The following is a 20,470-nucleotide window of genomic DNA, read 5'->3' as shown; positions in this document are numbered from 1 at the left end:
AAAACCACAAGATTTGTATGTTTTACAACACCTGTTTTATGTGATGGAATCGGCATGTCTGTCATTAAAATCAAACATCATGCAAACACCACTAACTCCTGAACAATTCCAGCAACAACTCATCCACTGGCAACAGCAGCATGGCCGCCATGATTTACCCTGGCAAATCAACCCGACACCATACCGGGTGCTGGTTTCCGAAATCATGCTTCAACAAACACAGGTCGCAACTGTGATTCCTTACTTTGAAAACTGGATGACACACTTTCCGCAGGTAAAAGATCTGGCTCAGGCCAGCGAAGACGAAGTCATGAGACACTGGCAAGGACTTGGTTACTACTCACGGGCCAGAAACCTCAGAAAAGCCGCTCAGTTTATTATGGATGAATATCAGGGAGAGTTTCCTTCAGACCCCGGATTGCTGCTGAAGATTCCCGGAGTAGGACGCTATACCGCCGGAGCCATTGCTTCATTTGCTTTTAATCAATACGGACCAATTGTAGATGGTAATGTCAAACGTATCTTTTGCCGTTTCTTTGCCATTGATGGTGTGCCAAATACTTCACGTGTTGATAAAAAACTCTGGCAACTGGCAGAAGACTATACACCTCATGAGCAAAACCGAACCTTTGCACAGGGACTGCTTGATTTAGGTGCAACAGTTTGTAAGCCTAAACAACCGGGCTGTACCGTATGCTGTCTGCAGGATAGTTGCCTTGCTTTGCAGCATGATCGGGTTCATGAGTTACCAACGCCAAAACCCAGGAAAATCATTCCGGTCCGGCCCGGACAATTTTTGTGGATTGAACAGTCAGAGAAGCTTTTAATGGAAAAACGGGCAGAAGATGGCATCTGGGGCGCACTCTGGTGTTTACCGGAAATTCACCTGCAACCAGAACAACTTGGAGAACATGCGCAGTTAAAGGGGCAGTTCAAACACACTTTCACTCACTACAAACTTGAAGCGAATATATGGTGGGTTGATCACTGGAGCGAAACAAATCCAAAGTACCAGTGGGTGGATAAACAGGAAATATTTAATTTGGGGCTGCCAACGCCCATTAAAAAATTCCTGACCCGGCATCTGACCTGAACCGGCGATACTGAAGCGCATTGAACCTGTATACCCATATATGGGTATAAGACATACTTTTGGAGCTGGATTCCAAATCAATACAGAAAAATTACCGTTTCATAACAAAGCGAAATAAAATATGCGCATCACATAGCACGAAAGGTTGCGCTTTGGTATAAATAGACCCAATACAAAACCCGGATGTGCGGACAGACGAATCAATTTTGTCGTTCTGTTCTCCCGGAAAAACTGAGGAAATATTGATGAGTCGCACTGTCTATTGCGAGCACTTACATAAAGAAGCTGAAGGGCTGGATTTTCAACTTTATCCGGGAGAATTAGGAAAACGTATCTTCGAGCATATTTCAAAAGAAGCCTGGGGATTGTGGCAACACAAGCAAACCATGCTGATTAATGAAAAGAAGCTGAATATGATGGATCCCGAACACAGAAAGATCATTGAAAAAGCAATGGTTAATTTTTTGTTTGAAGGACAAGATGTCCATATCGAAGGTTACACTCCTCCAAGTCAGTAATTCAGTTCAACGCCACAATTGTCCGCATGCCTGACTTGCAGCTTGTGGCGTTTATTTATTCAGAGGTCCCCATGCAACACAAGACGAAGTCAGTATTTTTGTTGGCTGTTACGCTCATCGCGGGCGGATGTAGCCGAGAAACCGTTCAAAAAATGTATGATGTTGATTTTAAACCAACAAACCGCTTTGCTAAAAACCTGGCTTCACTGCCCGGCCAGTTTCAAAAAGATACCAAAGCACTGGACGCACTGATTCAGAGTTTTACCGGAAAGGTCGAAAAACGCTGGGGATCCAAGAACGTAAAAATTGCCGGAAAAACAAATTATGTCAAATACATCGATGATTACAGCAGCCGGGCAGACGTCAATTTTGATCAGGGAAAAGTCGTCATTGAAACCGTTTCATCCACCGAGCCTCTTTCCCATCTGAAAAAAGCAATTGTCACAACGTTACTGACCCCCGACGATCCCAAGCATGTCGATCTGTTTTCTGCTAAAAAAGTCGCGATTAACGGCAAGCCTTTTCTGTACCGGCAGATTCTGGATCAGGACAACAAACCAATTGAATGGTCATGGCGTGCTAACCGGTTTGCCGATTATCTGATTCAGCACCAGCTCAAAGTTAAACAGGTGAACTTTCGCAAATCTTACTATGTTGAGATTCCGATGGTGGAAAATCAGGTTGAAATACGAAGCTATAAATATGCCAGCCTCATCCGCAAAGCATCACGTCAGTATGGCATTCCTGAAGATCTGATTTATGCCATTATCAAGACTGAAAGTAGCTTTAATCCATATGCCGTAAGCTGGGCTAACGCTTACGGGCTGATGCAGGTTGTCCCCAAAACAGCCGGAAAAGATGTGTTCAGTAAAATTAAAAAACGCTCAGGACAACCCTCCCCGGCCTATCTCTATAATCCGGAAAATAATATCGATACCGGGACGGCATATTTCTATTTGTTGAAAAATAACTATCTCAATACCATCAAAAACCCAACGTCTTTGCAGTACAGTATGATCTCTGCTTATAACGGTGGCGCGGGTGGCGTGCTCAATACTTTCAGCAAAGACCGGCAATATGCATTTAAAAAAATAAACAATTTGCAGCCGAATCAGCTTTATTGGGCACTCACCAATAAACATCCGAATAAAGAATCAAGACGTTACCTGCAAAAAGTCAAAAATTATAAAGATCAGTTTAATGCCGGAAAGCTCTGAACCAAGCCAGCAGTGAACAAAAAATCATCGCTCAACCTGATTTTTGCATAATTTTGAAAAAACAGGTTGACGCGGATAATAAAAATCAGTTTAATAGCGCTCCATTGCCCGGATAGCTCAGTCGGTAGAGCAGAGGATTGAAAATCCTCGTGTCGGTGGTTCGATTCCGCCTCCGGGCACCACGAATTTTCGTGTGCCGACTTAGCTCAGTAGGTAGAGCAACTGACTTGTAATCAGTAGGTCGCCAGTTCGACTCCGGCAGTCGGCACCATTTATTGAAAATTTGTTCCCCCTTAGTTCAGTTGGTAGAACGGCGGACTGTTAATCCGTATGTCGCAGGTTCGAGTCCCGCAGGGGGAGCCACTTTCAGAAAAGCTACAGCATTTGCTGTAGCTTTTTTTTGTTTCAGGCTCCTGAAATATTTTCAGTTTATATCATTCTAAGTAATATTCTGATCTGTTTATTTTCCAGATTGGTATGATCTGTTTTTAAGCTTCCCTCTGCGGTCATAGATTTGTTCCTTGTTCACACTGTCACTCAGACCATTTGATGCCATCTATTGTCTCTGAATACAGGAATAAGATTCGAAGAAAGTCATACTTAAAAAGGAACCGGACTTCGTTTTTTATTATCAATATTTAATTAAAATGCAGATAAACAGAGCATTGAGTACATAAAAGCAACAAACGACACTTTTTTTGCATTTTATTGTTGACGTCATCAAAGAAAAACTTTTTAATACCCCCCGTTGCCCGGATAGCTCAGTCGGTAGAGCAGAGGATTGAAAATCCTCGTGTCGGTGGTTCGATTCCGCCTCCGGGCACCACGAATATTTCGTGTGCCGACTTAGCTCAGTAGGTAGAGCAACTGACTTGTAATCAGTAGGTCGCCAGTTCGATTCCGGCAGTCGGCACCATTTATTGAAAATTTGTTCCCCCTTAGTTCAGTTGGTAGAACGGCGGACTGTTAATCCGTATGTCGCAGGTTCGAGTCCCGCAGGGGGAGCCACTATTTGTGTGTGTCGCCGACTTAGCTCAGTAGGCAGAGCAACTGACTTGTAATCAGTAGGTCGCCAGTTCGATTCCGGCAGTCGGCACCATGCCTCGATAGCTCAGTCGGTAGAGCAGAGGATTGAAAATCCTCGTGTCGGTGGTTCGATTCCGCCTCGAGGCACCATTTATTGAAAATTTGTTCCCCCTTAGTTCAGTTGGTAGAACGGCGGACTGTTAATCCGTATGTCGCAGGTTCGAGTCCCGCAGGGGGAGCCACTTTCAGAGAACCACAGCATATTGCTGTGGTTTTTTTATATCTGAAGCTTAAAGAAAAACCCGGAGGTTCCGGGCTTTGTCCTGGTCTTTCCGTCAAGCTGTAATGAGCCTATTTAAAACCTTTCGCTTTTTTAATCAAATCATAAGCCTGCTGTATTTCCTGAGACTTTTCTTTCGCAACAGTCATCATCTCAGGAGGTAATCCTTTGGCCATTAACTTGTCAGGATGGTGCTCATTCATCAATTTACGGTACGCTTTTTTCACAACGCCTGCATCTGCACTTTTGTCGATACCCAGCAGCTTGTATGCATCATCCAGACGATCGGCTGTCTGCTGCTCCTGATAAGCTGAACCGGAACTTCCCTGATATCCCCCACTTGCGCCACCAAACCGGGCGTTTCTTTGAAAACGAAATGCTGCTTCCTGCATTCTCAAACGCCGTTCAAGATATTCTGAAGAGAAGCCCAGCCCTTTAGCTATCTTATGCAATAAATTTCTTTCGGTGGGATGTAAATCACCATCAGCAAACGCAGCTGAGATTTGTAACTCAAGAAAGAACTGCAACAGATCATGACGGCGACCCGTTGCCTGAAGGACTTGCTCCAGGGTCTCATCTAAAGGGAAATCCGATGATTTTCCGTCACGGAAAGCATTCTGCGCAGCTGTTTTCTGAGCATCGGTGAGATTCATTCTCTCCATCATGATGGTTGCTAAATGAATCTCTTCCTTTGTGACTTTTCCTTTCGCTTTGGCAACATGCCCCATAACAGAAAAAGCCGCTTTAAAAAACTGCTCCTGGCGAGCCTGCTGAGCCTCTTCTGATGAAAACGATGAAGAAGAAAAAGGAGAACTGTTTAATCTCCGGGCCTTATCGAATTGATGTCCTAAAAAAAGGCCTATCAGCGCACCAAACGGTCCACCAAACAACAATCCAAAGAAAACCCCCAAAATTTTGCCAAAAATATACATTTCAACATCTCAATCTATGAATTTTTTATAAGTTTCGCAGTCTACTAGTGCTGTATGATTCAATTTCCATTATATTAAAGACATTTATAGTTCAACTGATGCTGATCATTCCGAATCAACTCAATTCAACAGGATAGTACAACTTGATGTCAGATTTTCCTCGTTCGGTACTGGCTGCTTCGATCAGTGCAGCACTTTTTATACCATACACTTATGCGGATTCAATTCCGGAAAATGATAAAAGCCAGTCTCTGGTCACCGAGCAGTGCCAAGTTGACACTTCAGCGGCTCCTGACAACTTTAACCAGCCTATCAATGTCGAAGCAGATAAGCTAGAGGCAATTAATGGCGACAAAGCGACTTATTCAGGCAATGTTGTTGTCACTCAGGGCAATAAGCGGATGTCCGCTGAAACAGTGACACTTCACCAAAAAGAAAATGTTGTCGTCGCACAGGGAAATGTAAATTTCACTGACGGAGAATTAAAGACCGTTTCTGATAAAGCAACCAATAACCTGACAACAGATGAAGTTACTCTGGAAAACACGCATTATCAGTTTCTGTGTAAACCCGGACGGGGAGATGCTGTCTATGTAGCGCGGACAGGAAAAGCGCTCTATAAAATTGAAGATGGCTCAATTACCTCCTGTCCGGAAAATGATAATTCCTGGCAGTTAAAAGCGTCCAGTATTTACATAGACCAAAACGAAGAAGAAGCGACTTTTTACAATCCCCGGATGGAAATTCAGGGAGTACCGTTTTTCTATCTTCCGGTCCTGACAGTTCCCATCGGTGATACCAGAAAAACAGGGTTTCTTTATCCGACCTTCAGCTTTGGCTCACAAAATGGTTTCGAGCTTACCGTGCCATTCTACTGGAATCTGGCACCGAATTACGACCTGCAGACCGATCTGAAACATATGGAGAAAAGAGGAACTCAGTTAAACAGTAAGTTCCGGTATCTGACTGACTGGGGAAGTGGTTCGATTGATTATGAATATACACCAGAGGATAAACAGAATCTGGATGAAGGCGAACGGTGGGGCCTGAACATTTTCCACTCCGGGATTTACAACAAAGCATGGCAGCTGTCACTTAATTATTCTAAAGTCAGTGACATCGATTATTTTTCCGATATTGATTCATCAATAGGTAGCCGTCAGGATGGTCAGCTGGTTCAGGAAGCACAGCTCAGCTATCGTTCTCAAAACTGGGACTTATCTTTGCTGACCCGGGACTTTCAGATCCTGACAACAAGCGGAAATCAACCTTATCAGCTCATGCCTCAGCTGACGTTCAATTATTATGCTCCGGCCGTGATGCGTTATCTGGATTTTGACCTGAAAAGTCACATCTCCCGCTTTGATACCGATGCTAAATACCAGCCATCAGCCACACGGGTACATATTGAGCCTGGTTTCAAAATCCCGATTGGTGCCACCTGGGGAAACTGGACAACTGAAGGCCGTATCCTGTCAACTTATTATCAACAAGATCTAAAAGATTCCGTTTCTTCGGACGACTACGAAGAAAATGTGTCCCGCACAATCCCGGAACTTCGTTCCCACATGGGACTGGTGCTGGAACGGGACACCAGATTGTTCAACGGCTACACACAAACTCTGGAGCCACAGGTTCAGTATTTGTATGTGCCTAAGAAGGACCAGTCTTCCATAGCCCGCTACGATACAACATTACTTCAGACTGATTATTACGGATTGTTCCGGAGCAGAAGATATAGTGGTGTGGATTATATCGCCCCTGCAAACCAAATCAGTTATGGTGCTACATCGCGGTTCTTTGATGAAGAATATAAAGAACGCTTGAATATCGCTTTCGGACAAATTTTCTATCTTGATAAAAGTCTGAAAGAAAAATATACCAGTAATGAAGATGGTGAAAATTCCAACTATTCAGCCTGGGCTGTAGAGATGGACTTCAACTATGGAGACTACCTTTTCTATCACGGTGGTATTCAGTACGATGTTGATACTTCAAATGTTCAGGTCGCGAACAGTACTTTAGAATACCGCCGGCCGGAAGGATTTATTCAGGCCAACTATCGCTATGTTGCGAAAGAATATATCGTTGATACTGTCGGCGATACGCTCAATGTTGATGCTTTAACAAAAGATGGGATCTCACAGCTCGGTGTTGTGACTCAGTATGCAATTAATAAGAACTGGAATACCAGAGCGCTGTATTATTATGATTTAACAACCGATCAATCCATCGAATGGCAGGCGAATTTGACGTATATATCAGATTGTTGGTATATCGGCTTCACCTATAGCAGAGAACTGGATGACTGGAACCCGTCCTTCTCCGAGTACCCGAATGCGTCGGCAATATATGACAATAACTTTAGTGTCAATGTCGGTATTGTTGGCTTTGGTACCAATATGGGAACACGTTCGAAATATGGTTCTGAATCGCTGGGCTATGGCCGCCCATTTTTCCTTAACAACTAAAAACTGACCCGGAAAGAGTAGGACTTTTGATGAAATTGTGGCAATACTTTCTGATAACAATCATCAGCTTAATCAGCCTGAATATTAATGCTGCACCAGTTGAACTGGATCGCACGGCTCTCATCGTCAATGACGGTACAATCTTATCCAGTGACATCGATACAGAGCTCAGGTTGATTCAGCTTAATGCCAGACAAAAAAAGCAACCGCTCCCTAAAGAGGATGCGTTGCGGGATCAGGTGGTTGATAAGCTTATCTTAGACACATTACAAACTCAGGAAGCAGATCGTATCGGTATTAAAATCGACGATGATCGCCTGAATAAAGCCATCCAGAGCATTGCAAAAGATCATAAACAGACCTTAAAACAGCTGAAGAATTCTGTTGAAAAAGCAGGGATTCCCTATGCTGTTTTCAGAGAAAAGATCAGATCTGAAATTAAAATTTCAGAAGCAAGAAACGCATTCGTCAGAAGACGAATCAACATTCAGCCCGCTGAAGTTGAATCACTTGCAAATATTTTAGCCAAGCAAAGTGATACCACTGTTGAGTATAAAATCAGCCATATTCAGCTTCGGGTTGAAAGCGATGCAGACAAATCCAGACAAAAAGCACTCGCCGACCAAATTGTCCGGAAACTGAAAAAAGGTGCCAGCTTCAGCAAACTTGCAATCACTTACTCCAAAGGACCAAAAGCTTTGGAGGGAGGAAGCTGGGGATGGATGCGCAAAGAAGAAATGCCAACCATTTTTGCTGATCAAATCAAGCTGCAGAAAAAAGGCTCAATTCTGGGTCCATTCAGAAGCGGTATCGGCTTCCATATTTTAAAGATTGACGATGTAAAAGGGATGGAGACATTATCAGTTACAGAGATCAATGCCCGGCACATTCTCATTAAACCATCGATAATCCTGAGTGACGAAGGGGCGAAAAAAGAGCTGGAAGGGTTTATTCAACAGATAAAATCAGGTAAAGCCACTTTTGGTGATCTGGCTGAACAATACAGTCAGGATCCAGGGTCAGCGGTTCAGAAAGGAGAATTGGGCTTTCATACACCGGAGATATTTGTTCCTGAGTTCAAACACCAGATAGAAACGTTACCCGTCGGACAAATCAGTCAGCCATTTAAAACGGTTCATGGCTGGCACATCGTTGAAGTACTGGGCCGCAGACAAGTCGATAAAACTGATGCCGCAATGGATAACAAAGCCTATAAGATATTATTTAACCGGAAATTTAATGAAGAATCCAGTGCCTGGTTACAGGAGTTAAAAGCCGGTGCATATATCGAAAATCTGGAGAAAAACTGATGAAAACCCGGCGTATTGTTGTCACTGCAGGTGAACCAGCAGGGATCGGACCCGATTTGGTTTTAGCACTTTCTCAGGAAGACTGGGCCCACCAACTCGTCGTCTGTGCTGACAAACAGTTATTGGCTCAAAGAGCAGAACAGCTTGGTATTCCCGTTCAGCTCAATGACTATCAACCTGGAAGTACCCCGGTTGCACAAACAGCAGGTTCGCTGATCGTCCGTCATATCCCCGTCGCTGAACCCGTGATTTCCGGTCAGCTTAATGAGCAAAATGCCCGGTACGTTCTTCATACTCTGGAATATGCCTGTCAGGGATGTATGACCGGAGAATTTGATGCCGTTGTGACCGGCCCGGTACATAAAGGTGTGATTAACAGAGGCAGTGTACCTTTTAGCGGACACACTGAGTTTTTTGCTGAAAAATCAGGAACGCCTCTGGTTGTGATGATGCTTGCGACTGAGGGCCTGAGAGTTGCGCTGGCAACGACACATCTGCCGCTTTCAGCGGTTCCTGCGGCAATCACCAAACCGCATCTGCAATCTATCATCCGTATCCTTCATCAGGATCTCAAGACAAAATTTGCTCTGCCTGAGCCACAGATTTATGTTTGTGGGCTCAATCCACACGCAGGTGAAGATGGCTGCCTTGGCCATGAGGAAATCGATACCATTATTCCGGCACTGAGTGAATTGCAACACCAGGAAGGTATGAAACTGACCGGCCCGCTTCCGGCAGATACTATTTTTAATGAGAAATATATGAAGCAGGCAGATACCATTCTCGGAATGTATCATGATCAGGTGCTTCCTGTACTAAAATTTAAAGGCTTTGGGAATTCGGTAAACATTACACTTGGACTCCCGTTTATCAGAACATCAGTTGATCACGGTACGGCATTAGATCTGGCCGGTACAGGTCAGGCAGATACCGGCAGTTTTAAAACGGCTTTAAAATATGCCATAGATTTAGTCGATAAAAGTAAGTAACTCAATATTATGATGAAAAATGATGTCCATCTCGGACATAAAGCACGAAAGCGTTTTGGTCAAAACTTCCTCAATGATCCTTATATCATTGATGGTATCGTCTCAGCGATTAACCCGAAGCCCGGACAAAATTTAGTTGAAATAGGTCCCGGTCTTGGCGCACTGACCGAGCCTGTTGGGCGTGAAGTTGATAAATTACATGTCGTTGAGCTTGACCGGGATTTAGCTGAACGCCTGAGGTTCCACCCTGAATTGAAGGATAAACTCACAATTCATGAAGCGGATGCCTTAAAGTTTGATTTCCGTGAACTGTCAACACCACAAAATAAGCTCAGGATTTTTGGCAACTTGCCTTATAACATTTCCACGCCTCTCATGTTTCATCTGTTTGAATTCCGGAACGAAGTTCAGGACATGCACTTTATGTTGCAAAAAGAGGTAGTGAATCGTTTAGCTGCTGGTCCGGGCACGAAAGCTTATGGACGGCTGACGGTGATGGCCCAGTATTTCTGTAAAGTCATCCCTGTTCTGGAAGTACCACCGACTGCATTTGTCCCCCCGCCAAAAGTTGACTCGGCGGTTGTCAGACTTGTGCCTCATCCGGAACTCCCCTTTCCGGCAAACGATTTTAAATGGCTTGATCGGGTCTGTCGGGAAGGATTTAATCAACGGCGTAAAACAGTCCGGAATTGTTATAAATCTCTGGTTGATGATTCCGTATTCGAAGCTCTCGGAATCAACCCGATGAGTCGTCCGGAAAATCTGACGCTTGAACAATTTGTTGCTCTGGCAAACTGGCTCGATGAAAATCATAAGTCATAAATAAAGTGGGTTCGCCCACTTTTTAATCAGATATTTCTTCAGGAGGTCAATATGGCAGTTTCTTCCCCTTGTGTAAAAGTTCAGGTACACACCAGATATATTCCTGAGCAATCAGTTCCTGAAGAGAACCGGTATGTGTTTGCATATATCATTACCATCAGAAATCTCAGTTCGCAAATGGTGCAGCTGATCAGCCGCCGCTGGTTAATCACAGACGCAAATGAAAAACAAATCACGGTCGAAGGTGATGGTGTGGTTGGTGTCCAGCCCGAAATCGGCTCGAACGATGAATATACTTATACCAGTGGTACAGTCATAGAAACCCCGGTAGGCGTCATGCAGGGACACTATATTATGCTGGATAGCGAAGGAAAAGAATTCACAACAGAAATAGAACCATTCCGCCTCGCCATGCCCAACATACTCAACTGATAAAAATTCATATAAGGAGCAGAAAGGCTTGAGTAATTACATCGTCGGTGATATTCAGGGCTGTTTTGATGAATTACAATCTTTACTGACAACGGCTCATTTCAATCCGGAAACAGATACTCTCTGGCTTGCCGGAGACTTAGTCGCAAGAGGCCCCAAATCTCTGGAAACACTCAGGTATGTCAAAAATCTGGGGGCATCGGCTAAAACAGTTTTAGGCAATCATGACTTACATTTACTGGCTGTCAGTCTGGATATTCACCCGGTCAAAAAGAAAGATCGTACCGCTCCAATCTTTGAAGCTCCTGATAAACATGAACTGTTTGAGTGGCTCAGACGACAGCCCCTGATGCAAGAACATCCTGATTTTGTCTTGTGTCATGCCGGCATCTCACCACAGTGGGATCTGGAAACAGCGAGAGTGTGTGCAAGAGAAGTTGAGTCCGTTCTGTCTGGTCCGGACTGGGTGTGGCTGATTAAGAATATGTACGAAAACGATCCTGCCTTATGGGATGACACATTATCCGGAATCGCAAGATATCGTTATATTATTAACGCGTTTACCCGAATGAGATTCTGTCATCCGGACGCATCCCTGGACATGCAGTGTAAGCTTCCCCCGACAGAAGTTGATCCGCAAAAAATGGTGCCGTGGTTTGATATTCCCGGCCGGAAAGCGTTGAGGAAAAAAATCATCTTTGGTCACTGGGCCGCATTGGAAGGATGTATCAAAAACGATGTCATTGGATTAGATACCGGCTGCGTCTGGGGTAGCTCACTTACGATGCTGCGCTGGGAAGATCAAAAGCTATTCAGTCAACCCGCCTTGTAAAGCAAACTATGACAACGATGATAAGAAACCTGAACTTTATATTTCAGGTTTCTGTATATCAGGCTGATTGACAGAAGGATCGACTGAGCCTACGGGTTTACCCTTGTCTGAATGGTAAAAGACATATCGTAAGCATTTTTTTCATCTTTAGCGTATTCCTGTCGGTGTGTTTCGACCCAATTCGCCCCGGTTTCCGGAAATACCGTATCGCCATCAATGTCGGCATGGATATAAGTCAGGTATAATTTGGAAGCCTGCTCAAGCGCCTCCCGGTACAAGCTGCCACCACCAATAATCATGACTTCTTCAGCATCCTGAACCAGCGATAATGCTTGTTCAAGAGAACCCGCAACTTCGATACCATTTGAGGCAAAGCTGTCATTACGTGAAATCACAATATTTCTTCTTCCCGGTAATGGACGACCAATCGATTCAAAAGTTTTTCTTCCCATCACGACGGGTTTCCCCATTGTGCACTGTTTAAACCATGCAAAATCAGCAGGTAAATGCCATGGCATTTGATTTTTTTTGCCTATAACCCGGTTATTTGCCATTGCGGCAATCATACTAATCATCATTTGCCTCACCAGTCAGAAAAATAAGCCATGTATTCTATACAGATAGTTTATGAGCACAACCTCAAACAACGGGTTTCCTCCGGTAAAACAACAGTCCGGGAACAGCCAGACCTACAGCCAGACCAGCAATAATAAACATCGCTTTCAGGAAGTTTTCCATGAGCATAGAAAATAATTCAGGAGAGAAACCAACATGATTAATTTCTACCATAGCGATCATGGCCCGATAAGTAAAAACGCCCGGCACCATAGGAATCAACGCAGCAACGGTAAACACTTTCGGATGAGCTAAAAAACGGTGAGACCAGTGAACTCCAATTGTTCCGACAAGTGTTGCGGCAAAAAATGTTCCCCACTCAATAGGCATCCCAAAATGCATCAGAAGAAAACGGCTGCCATGTCCAATTGCTCCGCCCAAAGCACAATATTTTAAAGCAGGTGCAGGCACATTAAACACTAAAGCAAATCCAACAGCTGGAATTGCAGCAAAGAACATATCGTTCAAAAGCCCTGAAAATAACTCAAATAAATTTAGGTCCATGCGCCAACTCCGGTGACAAACATTGCAGCAATAATTCCCAGACAAGTCGATAAAGTCAGTAAAGATGCAATAAGAAATCTGGCAATTCCTGTGTTTGCATATCCTTTCAACATATCAGCTACTGAGTTTATTAAAGGAAAACCGGGAACAAGCATTAAAACAGAGCAAGCCATCACAAGTGAAGGTTTATTTCCCCATTGATAAAGTACCGCTTGAGCAGAAATGATAGAGGTGACGAAAGCTGTCACAGCAAAGTTCAAAAGAGGATTAAAATGACGATGTCCTATCTCTTGTCTGACGATCATTCCCGCAGCTGAAGAAACAAAAGTGGCAATAAAGATGATCCAGTCCCCTCCGGCAAGATGACTGAATGCCCCACATGATAAGCCGATCATCACCACTACGATCCAACGGTTATAACGCTCAGGTTTGATCTTATCGAGCTTCTGCTGAGCAAAAATATAATCAATAATGCCCTTTTCCATCATGATACAGAGGCGTTGAATATGTGTCACAACCTTCATGTTGATCCCCCGATCCTGACAACGTCTGGCTGTCGTAATACAATGCTCGCCAGAAACTGTCGTTACAACCAACGAGTTAGCTGTTAAAGCGACTTCAACCTCATTCATACCACTTGCTATTCCCATCCGACGCATAATATCAGCAACCAGCGTACTTTCAGCACCATGGGCTAACAGCATCTGACCAGCCTGGGCAATCAAACGGGATACTGCTCTCTGTTTCGATGTCATGATTCCCTTCCTAACAACTATAACTTTCAATCATAAAATGTAGAGTTTGCCTGATAAACATGTAACTAAAAATGATTCAGACAAAAAAAGCCGCAATAAACAATTGCGGCTATTATATAAAACTTTTAAATTTTTATTCACGGGTGTAAATGACGTGTCCGTCATCTTCATCATCATCCCAGTCGTCATCCCAATCATCATCTTCAGTAATCACATGATCACCGTTGATTGTTGCCTGATGATAGTCATCCCACATAAAATCGACTTTCTTTTCCTCATCAGATGGCTGAGCTTCTTCTGCTGGCAGGTTATCCATAAACACGGATAACTTCATGCATAGATCTTTGGTGCCATTTTTATTAATCGCAGATATTTGATAATACTCACCATCCCAGGATAAAGTATCGAGGACACGCTGAATAACAACCTGTGCTTCTTCTTCTGACAACAAATCAACTTTATTAAAAACTAACCAGCGAGGTTTATGGGCCAGCTTATCACTGTACTGTAATAGCTCATCTACAATAATTTTAGCATTCTCTGCAGGATCACTTTGATCAACCGGTAGCAGATCGATCATATGCAATAAGACTCTGCAACGTTCCAGATGTTTCAGAAAGCGAATACCAAGGCCCGCACCATCAGAAGCGCCTTCAATTAAACCAGGAATATCTGCAACGACAAAACTCTTCTCAGGAAGAACACTCACAACGCCGAGGCTGGGAATTAAAGTCGTGAATGGGTAATCAGCGACCTTCGGTTTCGCCGCAGAAACTGCACGGATAAAGGTCGACTTGCCTGCATTTGGCAAACCAAGCATGCCTACATCAGCAAGTAATAACAACTCAAGCCGTAACTCCCGGACTTCTCCTTTTGTCCCTAATGTCTTCTGACGGGGTGCCCGATTCACTGAAGACTTAAAACGGGTATTCCCCAAACCATGATAACCACCTTTGGCAACCATCAGTTTTTTTCCGTGCTCAGCGACTTCTCCAACAATTTCATTGGTATGAATATCAACAGCGCGGGTTCCAACAGGTACCCGCAGCACAATATCCTTCCCCCGCTTCCCGGTACAATTACCTCCGCGACCATTCTCACCACGTTCAGCCGCATAAAATCGCTGAAAACGGTAATCAATGAGTGTATTCAGGTTTTCATCTGCAAGAATGTAAACGTCACCACCGTCTCCGCCATCTCCGCCATCAGGACCGCCCTTAGCGACAAACTTTTCCCGCCAAAAGCTCACGACACCATTTCCACCGTCCCCGGCATCAACTTTGATTACAGCTTCATCAACGAATTTCATCTTCTACTCCGAATCGTCGCATTGTAACTTCAACATAAGGCTACACCTGAAATTCCAGCATCCGTAAACCCAGATATTGTGAATTTCATTTTATGCATATTTATACCCAGACAATCTGGTAAACAAATCGCCTGGGTATAAATATAATGGATTTTTCTTCACATGAATGGCTCTGAACCAAATAAACAAAAAACCCTACCATGAAATGGCAGGGCTTTTAAATTCAATCAGAAAGTCAGCTTATTCAGCTTCGATACTAACGAATTTACGGTTTTTAGGACCTTTCACTTCAAATTTCACTTTGCCGTCAGACAAAGCAAACAAAGTATGATCTTTACCGATACCTACGTTAGTTCCGGCATGGAACTTAGTTCCACGTTGACGAACAATGATGTTCCCTGCAAGAACAGATTCACCGCCGAAACGCTTAACACCAAGACGTTTACTTTCTGAATCGCGGCCGTTACGAGTAGAACCACCAGCTTTTTTGTGTGCCATTGATAAACTCTCCTGTTAAATTAAGCGTTGATGCCAGTAATTTTCACTTCAGTGAACCACTGACGGTGACCTTGCTGCTTACGAGAGTGCTTACGACGACGGAACTTAACGATTTTAACTTTATCGCCACGACCGTGTTGTACGACTTCAGCAGTCACTTTACCACCCTCAACAAGAGGTGCACCAACTTTAATGTCTTCGCCGTTGGCAACAAGCAGAACTTTATCAAACTCAACCGTTGCACCAGTTTCAACATCTAACTTTTCTAAACGAAGTGTTTGACCTTCGCTTACACGGTGTTGTTTACCACCAGATTGGAAAACAGCGTACATTATTTTACTCCGCTTTTTCCGCACAGCCATATACGTGATTGATCAAAATGATCAGGCAGTCAGGGTGTGCGCTAAACTAATCATCAATAGGGCGCAGATTCTACGCGAACGGACTCATCATGACAAGCCATATTTTGAAAAATTTGGCGAAAATTGTATCAACGGAGAAAACTCCCTCAGGTAACGCATTCTGGCATGTATTTATTTGCGTTTTTTAGTGTATTATTTGAAGATTCCAAAGGATATATTACCCAAAAAATCTAACCTCAGCCGGATTAACAATGGATTTTAAGACTATCCAAGCATTAACTGCCAGTGATATGGCAAAAGTGAACGAAATAATAGTTGCTCAATTAAATTCTGATGTATCGCTAATCAATCAGCTTGGTTTCTACATTATAGGGAACGGTGGAAAGCGCTTACGGCCTTTACTTTCAATACTTTCAGCAAAAGCCCTGAACTATCAGGGAGAATCCCATACTGCTGCTGCTGCGTTTATTGAGTTCATTCATACAGCGACATTACTTCATGACGATGTTGTTGATGAATCGGATATGCGCAGGGGTAAAGCAACCGCAAACATCACGTTTGGAAATGCAGCAAGTGTCCTTGTCGGAGACTACATCTATACCCGCTCTTTCCAGATGATGACCCAGCTGGGATCGTTAAAGATCCTTGATCTGATGAGCAGTGCTGTGAACATCATCGCAGAGGGTGAAGTTCAGCAATTAATGAACTGTAATGATCCGGATACGACTGAAGAAAGTTATATGCAAGTGATTTACTCGAAAACAGCACGGCTATTTGAGGCAGCCGCACAAATTGGCGCAATCCTTGCCGATAGTTCTGAAGCAACAGAAGAGGCGCTGCGTAATTACGGAAAATATCTGGGCACTGCATTTCAACTGGTTGACGATGTGATGGATTACACCTCTGATGGTGATGATATGGGAAAGAATGTCGGTGATGATCTTGCAGAAGGCAAACCGACACTGCCACTCATTTATGCAATGAAGCATGGTTCAGTTCAGCAGACAGAGATTATCCGTGAAGCAATAAAAACAGGCAATGGTATGTCTCATCTGGATGACATTATGCTGGCAATGAATGAAACAGGCGCATTTAACTATACGCGCCAAAAAGCTGAGGAAGAAGCAAACAAAGCCATAGATGCTTTGAAAATCATCCCCGAAAGTGATTATAAAGAAGCACTGATTGCACTGGCTGATATTGCCGTTCACCGGACAAGCTAACCTGTTTGCAAGCTAACCTGTTTACAAACCAAACTGTTTACAAACTAAACTGATTAATAAAGCAACACATGTACAAAGAGCTGACTTTTCAGGGTCAGCTCTTTCATTCAAGAAGATTGATCTTCAGAATTTATCAAACAAAGTCTATCCCTGTCTGAATATCATCTCTGAGTACACTCAGCATATCGTCCAGCGCCTGTTTTTCGAACTGGCTCAGCGTACCAAAACTCAGCACTTCTTCTACGCCGTCTTTGCCTAATCTGACTGGTTGAGCAAAAAATGGGGCCAGCTCACTACCACTATCGATATATGCACATTCAACAACGTCTGACTGCCCCTGCATCGCTTTCACCAGAGAAAGTCCGAAACGACAGGCAGCCTGTCCCATCGATAAAGTGGCACTCCCTCCCCCCGCTTTCGCTTCAACGACTTCAGTTCCGGCATTTTGTATTCGATGAGTCAATGCAGGAATTTCTTCATCCGTAAAATCAACCCCCTCAACTTGTGACAGTAACGGCAGGATAGTTACGCCTGAGTGCCCCCCAATCACCTGAACATGAACAGAATGAGGATCTTTCCCTTTCAATTCAGCAATAAAAGTTTCGGATCGAATGACATCCAGTGTTGTTACACCGAATAATTTTCTTTTGTCATATACACCCGCTTTTTTGAGTACTTCTGCCGCAATAGGCACTGTTGTATTGACCGGGTTAGTGATAATTCCGATACAGGCAGTGGGACATACAACAGCAATTTTCTCAGCAAGAGACTTCACAATACCGGCATTAACATTGAACAGATCAGCACGATCCATGCCGGGTTTACGGGCTACACCCGCAGAAATTAATACAATATCAGCCCCCTCCAGAGCTGGTGTTGGATCTTCACCGGAGTACCCATTAATCGACACAGGTGTCGGTATATGACTCAGATCTTTTGCAACCCCGGGTGTCACTGGCGCAATATCATACAGAGCAAGATCAGAGCCAGAAGGTAAGTGGTTCTTCAGTAATAAAGCAAGGGCCTGACCAATGCCCCCTGCGGCACCTATGACTGCTACTTTCATTTCATTCTCCTTGGAGTTTTCCTCTCTAAATATATTTGTAGGGTGATTTATACATTTACGACGCAGAATCACTATCTCTTCAAATCAGCGCTTGCCTCAGGATCCGGCCTGCTTAACAAAACCGGAGTCTTAAGGTTATTCAGGTATATATGCAATCAATTAACAATTATAGCAATTACGCCATAATTACAATGTAGAGACGCCAGCTTTGCGAAGTGGCGCAACAACTCTGTAAAACGTGATCCTGAAGTATTTATATTAGACGTAATTCTCTTTTTTATATAATTACTTATAGTCACATCACTATCATGTTAACAAAGTATTAACACGATGCAATTTTTAAATACCTTTGAGCAATATCAACACCTATGAGAAAATAGACCGATTCAGAGGTAGGGGGATTCAAAAATAATTATGAAAAATATTGATAAACAAGAACATTTAATTCGTTCATTCAAAGCATTACTCAGAGAAGAACGCTTTGGTTCACAAAGTGATATCGTCGATGCACTGAAGTCTGAGGGATTTGAAAATATCAATCAGTCGAAAGTTTCCAGAATGCTGACAAAGTTTGGCGCAGTCAGAACCAGAAATGCCAAGATGGAAATGGTTTACTGTTTGCCTGCAGAACTAGGTGTTCCCACGGTTTCCAGCCCACTAAGAGAACTGGTATTAGACATCGACTACAACAATGCACTTGTTGTGATTCATACAGGACCGGGAGCGGCTCAGCTGATAGCAAGACTTCTGGATTCACTGGGGAAATCAGAAGGCATTTTGGGGGTTGTTGCCGGAGATGATACGATTTTTATCACGCCAACACTTCAAATCTCTACTGAACAACTATTTCAGTCAATTTCTGAACTTTTTAACTACTCCGGATGAAAATATCAGAATAAAACCCCATCAAATTAATTATCACATTCATTCAAAATTCGTGAATGAAATCACAGAATTACAAGATTCATTATGTTTAAGATATTGGCTTTTAACTTATTGATTCAAAAGCCAATTCAAATCTTTCCTGGATATAATCACGACTTTTCTTTGCATTTCAAACAGCTATTTTTTCCAACAAATTTTCATTTGCCGGGTAAATTTTTGGTATTATTCGCCCACTTTTTTCAGATCTCATATGAAAAAATTGCCGTTTCTCAATGAGGACACTCTGATCAGATCACTGTTATCTGATGAGATAAAATAACGAAAGGAAGGGAAATTTATGGCATTAAATAAAATTATGAAATTAGGCGTCATTACGGCCTCCGCTTTGGGTGTATGTTCAGTGGTAAACGCCCAGGAATTCATCACGATTGGTACGGGTTCTGTCACCGGAGTTTATTACCCGACGGGTGGTGCAATTTGTAAGTTAGTGAATAAAAACCGAAAAAATCATCATATTCGCTGTTCTGTTGAATCGACTGGTGGGTCAATCTACAACGTGAATACGATTCGTTCAGGCGAACTTGATTTTGGTGTTGTTCAGTCTGACTGGCAATATCACGGCTATAATGGCACCAGTCAATTCAAGGATCAGGGTCCGTTTAAGAAGCTACGGGCCATGTTTTCTCTTCATACAGAACCTTTCAATGTCATCGCACGGGCAGATGCAAACATCAACAGTGTAAAAGACTTAAAAGGTAAAAGAGTGAACATTGGTAACCCAGGCTCTGGTGATCGCGCAACGATGCAGGTTGTCATGGATGCCTTGGGATGGAATATCGATAGCTTCAAACTTGCATCAGAGCTAAAAGGCTCAGAGCGCTCACAAGCACTGTGTGATAACAAGATCGATGCCTTTATCTATATGGTTGGCCACCCTAACGGCTCAATCAAAGAAGCAACAACATCCTGTGATGCGAAGCTGGTACCTGTAACAGGTCCGGAAATCGATCAAATTGTTACAAAAAATCCATACTACGCCTATACAAATGTACCAGCCGGTATGTACCGTGGTACTGACAAAGATGTAAAAAGCTTTGGTGTTGCAGCAACTTTAGTCACCAGTACGGATGTTCCTGATGAAGTCGCTTATAACGTCGCGAAAGCTGTTTTTGAAAACTTCAGTACGTTTAAACGGCTCCACCCTGCATTTGCTAATCTCAAAAAAGAAGACATGGTTAAAGCGGGAATTTCTATCCCACTGCACCCCGGAGCGGTTAAATACTACAAAGAAATAGGCTTACTGAAGTAGTGACCTCCATTAATCTGTAGTT

At 43.3% G+C, this 20,470-nt stretch carries 20 protein-coding genes and 9 tRNA genes; 21 read left to right on the top strand and 8 right to left on the bottom strand.

Annotated elements, in window-relative coordinates:
* Positions 1-79 precede the first annotated feature (79 nt).
* From mutY to OCV29_RS02610, 12 genes are all read left to right on the top strand, one after another.
* Complete coding sequence (gene mutY / locus OCV29_RS02665; RefSeq protein ID WP_073603600.1) at positions 80-1,093, top strand: A/G-specific adenine glycosylase; 1,014 nt, start codon at positions 80-82, stop codon at positions 1,091-1,093.
* 245 nt (positions 1,094-1,338) lie between these two features.
* Positions 1,339-1,611 carry an oxidative damage protection protein gene (locus OCV29_RS02660; RefSeq protein ID WP_073603526.1) on the top strand — a complete coding sequence of 91 codons (273 nt, stop codon included), beginning with the start codon at positions 1,339-1,341 and terminating at the stop codon, positions 1,609-1,611.
* 71 nt (positions 1,612-1,682) lie between these two features.
* A complete protein-coding gene (gene mltC, locus OCV29_RS02655) occupies positions 1,683-2,828 on the top strand; it encodes a membrane-bound lytic murein transglycosylase MltC (protein ID WP_073603527.1) in 1,146 nt (381 codons plus the stop codon).
* 106 nt (positions 2,829-2,934) lie between these two features.
* Positions 2,935-3,010: transfer RNA gene (locus tag OCV29_RS02650), tRNA-Phe, on the top strand.
* A 13-nt stretch (positions 3,011-3,023) separates the two neighbouring features.
* Positions 3,024-3,099 (top strand) — tRNA-Thr (locus OCV29_RS02645).
* 16 nt (positions 3,100-3,115) lie between these two features.
* A tRNA-Asn gene (locus tag OCV29_RS02640) sits at positions 3,116-3,191 on the top strand.
* 387 nt (positions 3,192-3,578) lie between these two features.
* Positions 3,579-3,654 (top strand) — tRNA-Phe (locus tag OCV29_RS02635).
* A gap of 14 nt (positions 3,655-3,668) precedes the next feature.
* Positions 3,669-3,744: transfer RNA gene (locus OCV29_RS02630), tRNA-Thr, on the top strand.
* Between the two features lie 16 nt (positions 3,745-3,760).
* A tRNA-Asn gene (locus OCV29_RS02625) sits at positions 3,761-3,836 on the top strand.
* A gap of 15 nt (positions 3,837-3,851) precedes the next feature.
* Positions 3,852-3,927, top strand: a tRNA-Thr gene (locus tag OCV29_RS02620).
* A gap of 1 nt (position 3,928) precedes the next feature.
* Positions 3,929-4,004: transfer RNA gene (locus OCV29_RS02615), tRNA-Phe, on the top strand.
* 16 nt (positions 4,005-4,020) lie between these two features.
* A tRNA-Asn gene (locus OCV29_RS02610) sits at positions 4,021-4,096 on the top strand.
* A gap of 109 nt (positions 4,097-4,205) precedes the next feature.
* Here OCV29_RS02610 and djlA read toward each other — a convergent pair.
* Positions 4,206-5,066 (bottom strand): co-chaperone DjlA, encoded by an 861-nt coding sequence (gene djlA / locus OCV29_RS02605; RefSeq protein WP_073603528.1) that lies wholly within the window; start codon positions 5,064-5,066, stop codon positions 4,206-4,208.
* Positions 5,067-5,212: 146 nt separating this feature from the next.
* On the opposite strand from djlA, the gene lptD reads away from it, so the two are divergent.
* Genes lptD through apaH form a run of 6 tightly spaced genes read left to right on the top strand, consistent with a single transcriptional unit; the run spans position 5,213 to position 11,922 of the window.
* A complete protein-coding gene (gene lptD / locus OCV29_RS02600; RefSeq protein ID WP_073603529.1) occupies positions 5,213-7,537 on the top strand; it encodes an LPS assembly protein LptD in 2,325 nt (774 codons plus the stop codon).
* 29 nt (positions 7,538-7,566) lie between these two features.
* A complete protein-coding gene (gene surA / locus OCV29_RS02595) occupies positions 7,567-8,847 on the top strand; it encodes a peptidylprolyl isomerase SurA (RefSeq protein WP_073603530.1) in 1,281 nt (426 codons plus the stop codon).
* Entirely contained in the window at positions 8,847-9,836 is a 990-nt protein-coding gene (gene pdxA / locus OCV29_RS02590) for a 4-hydroxythreonine-4-phosphate dehydrogenase PdxA (RefSeq protein WP_073603531.1), read from the top strand. Before surA ends, pdxA begins: the two co-directional genes overlap by 1 nt.
* A 12-nt stretch (positions 9,837-9,848) precedes the next feature.
* Positions 9,849-10,658 carry a 16S rRNA (adenine(1518)-N(6)/adenine(1519)-N(6))-dimethyltransferase RsmA gene (gene rsmA, locus OCV29_RS02585; RefSeq protein ID WP_073603601.1) on the top strand — a complete coding sequence of 270 codons (810 nt, stop codon included), beginning with the start codon at positions 9,849-9,851 and terminating at the stop codon, positions 10,656-10,658.
* 51 nt (positions 10,659-10,709) lie between these two features.
* Positions 10,710-11,090, top strand: coding sequence for a Co2+/Mg2+ efflux protein ApaG (gene apaG / locus OCV29_RS02580; RefSeq protein ID WP_073603532.1), 381 nt, complete (start codon positions 10,710-10,712; stop codon positions 11,088-11,090).
* A 28-nt stretch (positions 11,091-11,118) separates the two neighbouring features.
* Positions 11,119-11,922 (top strand): bis(5'-nucleosyl)-tetraphosphatase (symmetrical) ApaH, encoded by an 804-nt coding sequence (gene apaH, locus OCV29_RS02575; RefSeq protein ID WP_073603533.1) that lies wholly within the window; start codon positions 11,119-11,121, stop codon positions 11,920-11,922.
* A gap of 89 nt (positions 11,923-12,011) precedes the next feature.
* Here the strand turns inward: apaH and folA are convergent, their stop codons facing one another.
* From folA to rplU, 6 genes are all read right to left on the bottom strand, one after another.
* Positions 12,012-12,500 (bottom strand): type 3 dihydrofolate reductase, encoded by a 489-nt coding sequence (gene folA / locus OCV29_RS02570; RefSeq protein WP_073603534.1) that lies wholly within the window; start codon positions 12,498-12,500, stop codon positions 12,012-12,014.
* 61 nt (positions 12,501-12,561) lie between these two features.
* Positions 12,562-13,041 (bottom strand): threonine/serine exporter family protein, encoded by a 480-nt coding sequence (locus OCV29_RS02565; RefSeq protein ID WP_073603535.1) that lies wholly within the window; start codon positions 13,039-13,041, stop codon positions 12,562-12,564.
* Entirely contained in the window at positions 13,032-13,796 is a 765-nt protein-coding gene (locus OCV29_RS02560; RefSeq protein ID WP_073603536.1) for a threonine/serine exporter family protein, read from the bottom strand. Before OCV29_RS02560 ends, OCV29_RS02565 begins: the two co-directional genes overlap by 10 nt.
* 133 nt (positions 13,797-13,929) lie before the next feature.
* Positions 13,930-15,105 carry an Obg family GTPase CgtA gene (cgtA, locus tag OCV29_RS02555; protein WP_073603537.1) on the bottom strand — a complete coding sequence of 392 codons (1,176 nt, stop codon included), beginning with the start codon at positions 15,103-15,105 and terminating at the stop codon, positions 13,930-13,932.
* 240 nt (positions 15,106-15,345) lie between these two features.
* Entirely contained in the window at positions 15,346-15,603 is a 258-nt protein-coding gene (gene rpmA / locus OCV29_RS02550) for a 50S ribosomal protein L27 (protein WP_014205843.1), read from the bottom strand.
* 20 nt (positions 15,604-15,623) lie between these two features.
* Positions 15,624-15,935 (bottom strand): 50S ribosomal protein L21, encoded by a 312-nt coding sequence (rplU, locus tag OCV29_RS02545; protein WP_073580811.1) that lies wholly within the window; start codon positions 15,933-15,935, stop codon positions 15,624-15,626.
* 281 nt (positions 15,936-16,216) lie between these two features.
* Here rplU and ispB point away from each other — a divergent pair, with 281 nt between their 5' ends.
* Positions 16,217-17,188 (top strand): octaprenyl diphosphate synthase, encoded by a 972-nt coding sequence (ispB, locus tag OCV29_RS02540; protein WP_073603538.1) that lies wholly within the window; start codon positions 16,217-16,219, stop codon positions 17,186-17,188.
* Between the two features lie 133 nt (positions 17,189-17,321).
* On the opposite strand, the gene mdh is transcribed toward ispB, so the two are convergent.
* Complete coding sequence (gene mdh / locus OCV29_RS02535) at positions 17,322-18,254, bottom strand: malate dehydrogenase (protein ID WP_073603539.1); 933 nt, start codon at positions 18,252-18,254, stop codon at positions 17,322-17,324.
* A 414-nt stretch (positions 18,255-18,668) separates the two neighbouring features.
* Between mdh and argR the strand changes: the two genes are divergently transcribed.
* Positions 18,669-19,139, top strand: a complete 471-nt coding sequence (gene argR, locus OCV29_RS02530; RefSeq protein ID WP_073603540.1) for a transcriptional regulator ArgR — start codon at positions 18,669-18,671, stop codon at positions 19,137-19,139.
* 337 nt (positions 19,140-19,476) lie between these two features.
* A complete protein-coding gene (locus OCV29_RS02525) occupies positions 19,477-20,448 on the top strand; it encodes a TAXI family TRAP transporter solute-binding subunit (RefSeq protein ID WP_073603542.1) in 972 nt (323 codons plus the stop codon).
* The last annotated feature ends 22 nt before the right edge of the window (positions 20,449-20,470 follow it).

The sequence above is a fragment of the Vibrio aerogenes genome (assembly GCF_024346755.1).
Lineage (GTDB): Bacteria > Pseudomonadota > Gammaproteobacteria > Enterobacterales > Vibrionaceae > Vibrio > Vibrio aerogenes.
This window is presented reverse-complemented; position numbering and strand designations above follow the sequence as displayed.

What these genes read in the sequence shown, in the direction of transcription:
- mltC (WP_073603527.1), top strand. Translation starts at nt 1,683, where the DNA reads ATGCAACACAAGACGAAGTCAGTATTTTTGTTGGCTGTTACGCTCATC.
- folA (WP_073603534.1), bottom strand. Translation starts at nt 12,500, where the DNA reads ATGATGATTAGTATGATTGCCGCAATGGCAAATAACCGGGTTATAGGC.
- rsmA (WP_073603601.1), top strand. Translation starts at nt 9,849, where the DNA reads ATGAAAAATGATGTCCATCTCGGACATAAAGCACGAAAGCGTTTTGGT.
- OCV29_RS02560 (WP_073603536.1), bottom strand. Translation starts at nt 13,796, where the DNA reads ATGACATCGAAACAGAGAGCAGTATCCCGTTTGATTGCCCAGGCTGGT.
- mdh (WP_073603539.1), bottom strand. Translation starts at nt 18,254, where the DNA reads ATGAAAGTAGCAGTCATAGGTGCCGCAGGGGGCATTGGTCAGGCCCTT.
- argR (WP_073603540.1), top strand. Translation starts at nt 18,669, where the DNA reads ATGAAAAATATTGATAAACAAGAACATTTAATTCGTTCATTCAAAGCA.
- rpmA (WP_014205843.1), bottom strand. Translation starts at nt 15,603, where the DNA reads ATGGCACACAAAAAAGCTGGTGGTTCTACTCGTAACGGCCGCGATTCA.
- cgtA (WP_073603537.1), bottom strand. Translation starts at nt 15,105, where the DNA reads ATGAAATTCGTTGATGAAGCTGTAATCAAAGTTGATGCCGGGGACGGT.
- djlA (WP_073603528.1), bottom strand. Translation starts at nt 5,066, where the DNA reads ATGTATATTTTTGGCAAAATTTTGGGGGTTTTCTTTGGATTGTTGTTT.
- OCV29_RS02565 (WP_073603535.1), bottom strand. Translation starts at nt 13,041, where the DNA reads ATGGACCTAAATTTATTTGAGTTATTTTCAGGGCTTTTGAACGATATG.
- apaG (WP_073603532.1), top strand. Translation starts at nt 10,710, where the DNA reads ATGGCAGTTTCTTCCCCTTGTGTAAAAGTTCAGGTACACACCAGATAT.
- pdxA (WP_073603531.1), top strand. Translation starts at nt 8,847, where the DNA reads ATGAAAACCCGGCGTATTGTTGTCACTGCAGGTGAACCAGCAGGGATC.
- surA (WP_073603530.1), top strand. Translation starts at nt 7,567, where the DNA reads ATGAAATTGTGGCAATACTTTCTGATAACAATCATCAGCTTAATCAGC.
- OCV29_RS02525 (WP_073603542.1), top strand. Translation starts at nt 19,477, where the DNA reads ATGGCATTAAATAAAATTATGAAATTAGGCGTCATTACGGCCTCCGCT.
- mutY (WP_073603600.1), top strand. Translation starts at nt 80, where the DNA reads ATGCAAACACCACTAACTCCTGAACAATTCCAGCAACAACTCATCCAC.
- ispB (WP_073603538.1), top strand. Translation starts at nt 16,217, where the DNA reads ATGGATTTTAAGACTATCCAAGCATTAACTGCCAGTGATATGGCAAAA.
- lptD (WP_073603529.1), top strand. Translation starts at nt 5,213, where the DNA reads ATGTCAGATTTTCCTCGTTCGGTACTGGCTGCTTCGATCAGTGCAGCA.
- rplU (WP_073580811.1), bottom strand. Translation starts at nt 15,935, where the DNA reads ATGTACGCTGTTTTCCAATCTGGTGGTAAACAACACCGTGTAAGCGAA.
- OCV29_RS02660 (WP_073603526.1), top strand. Translation starts at nt 1,339, where the DNA reads ATGAGTCGCACTGTCTATTGCGAGCACTTACATAAAGAAGCTGAAGGG.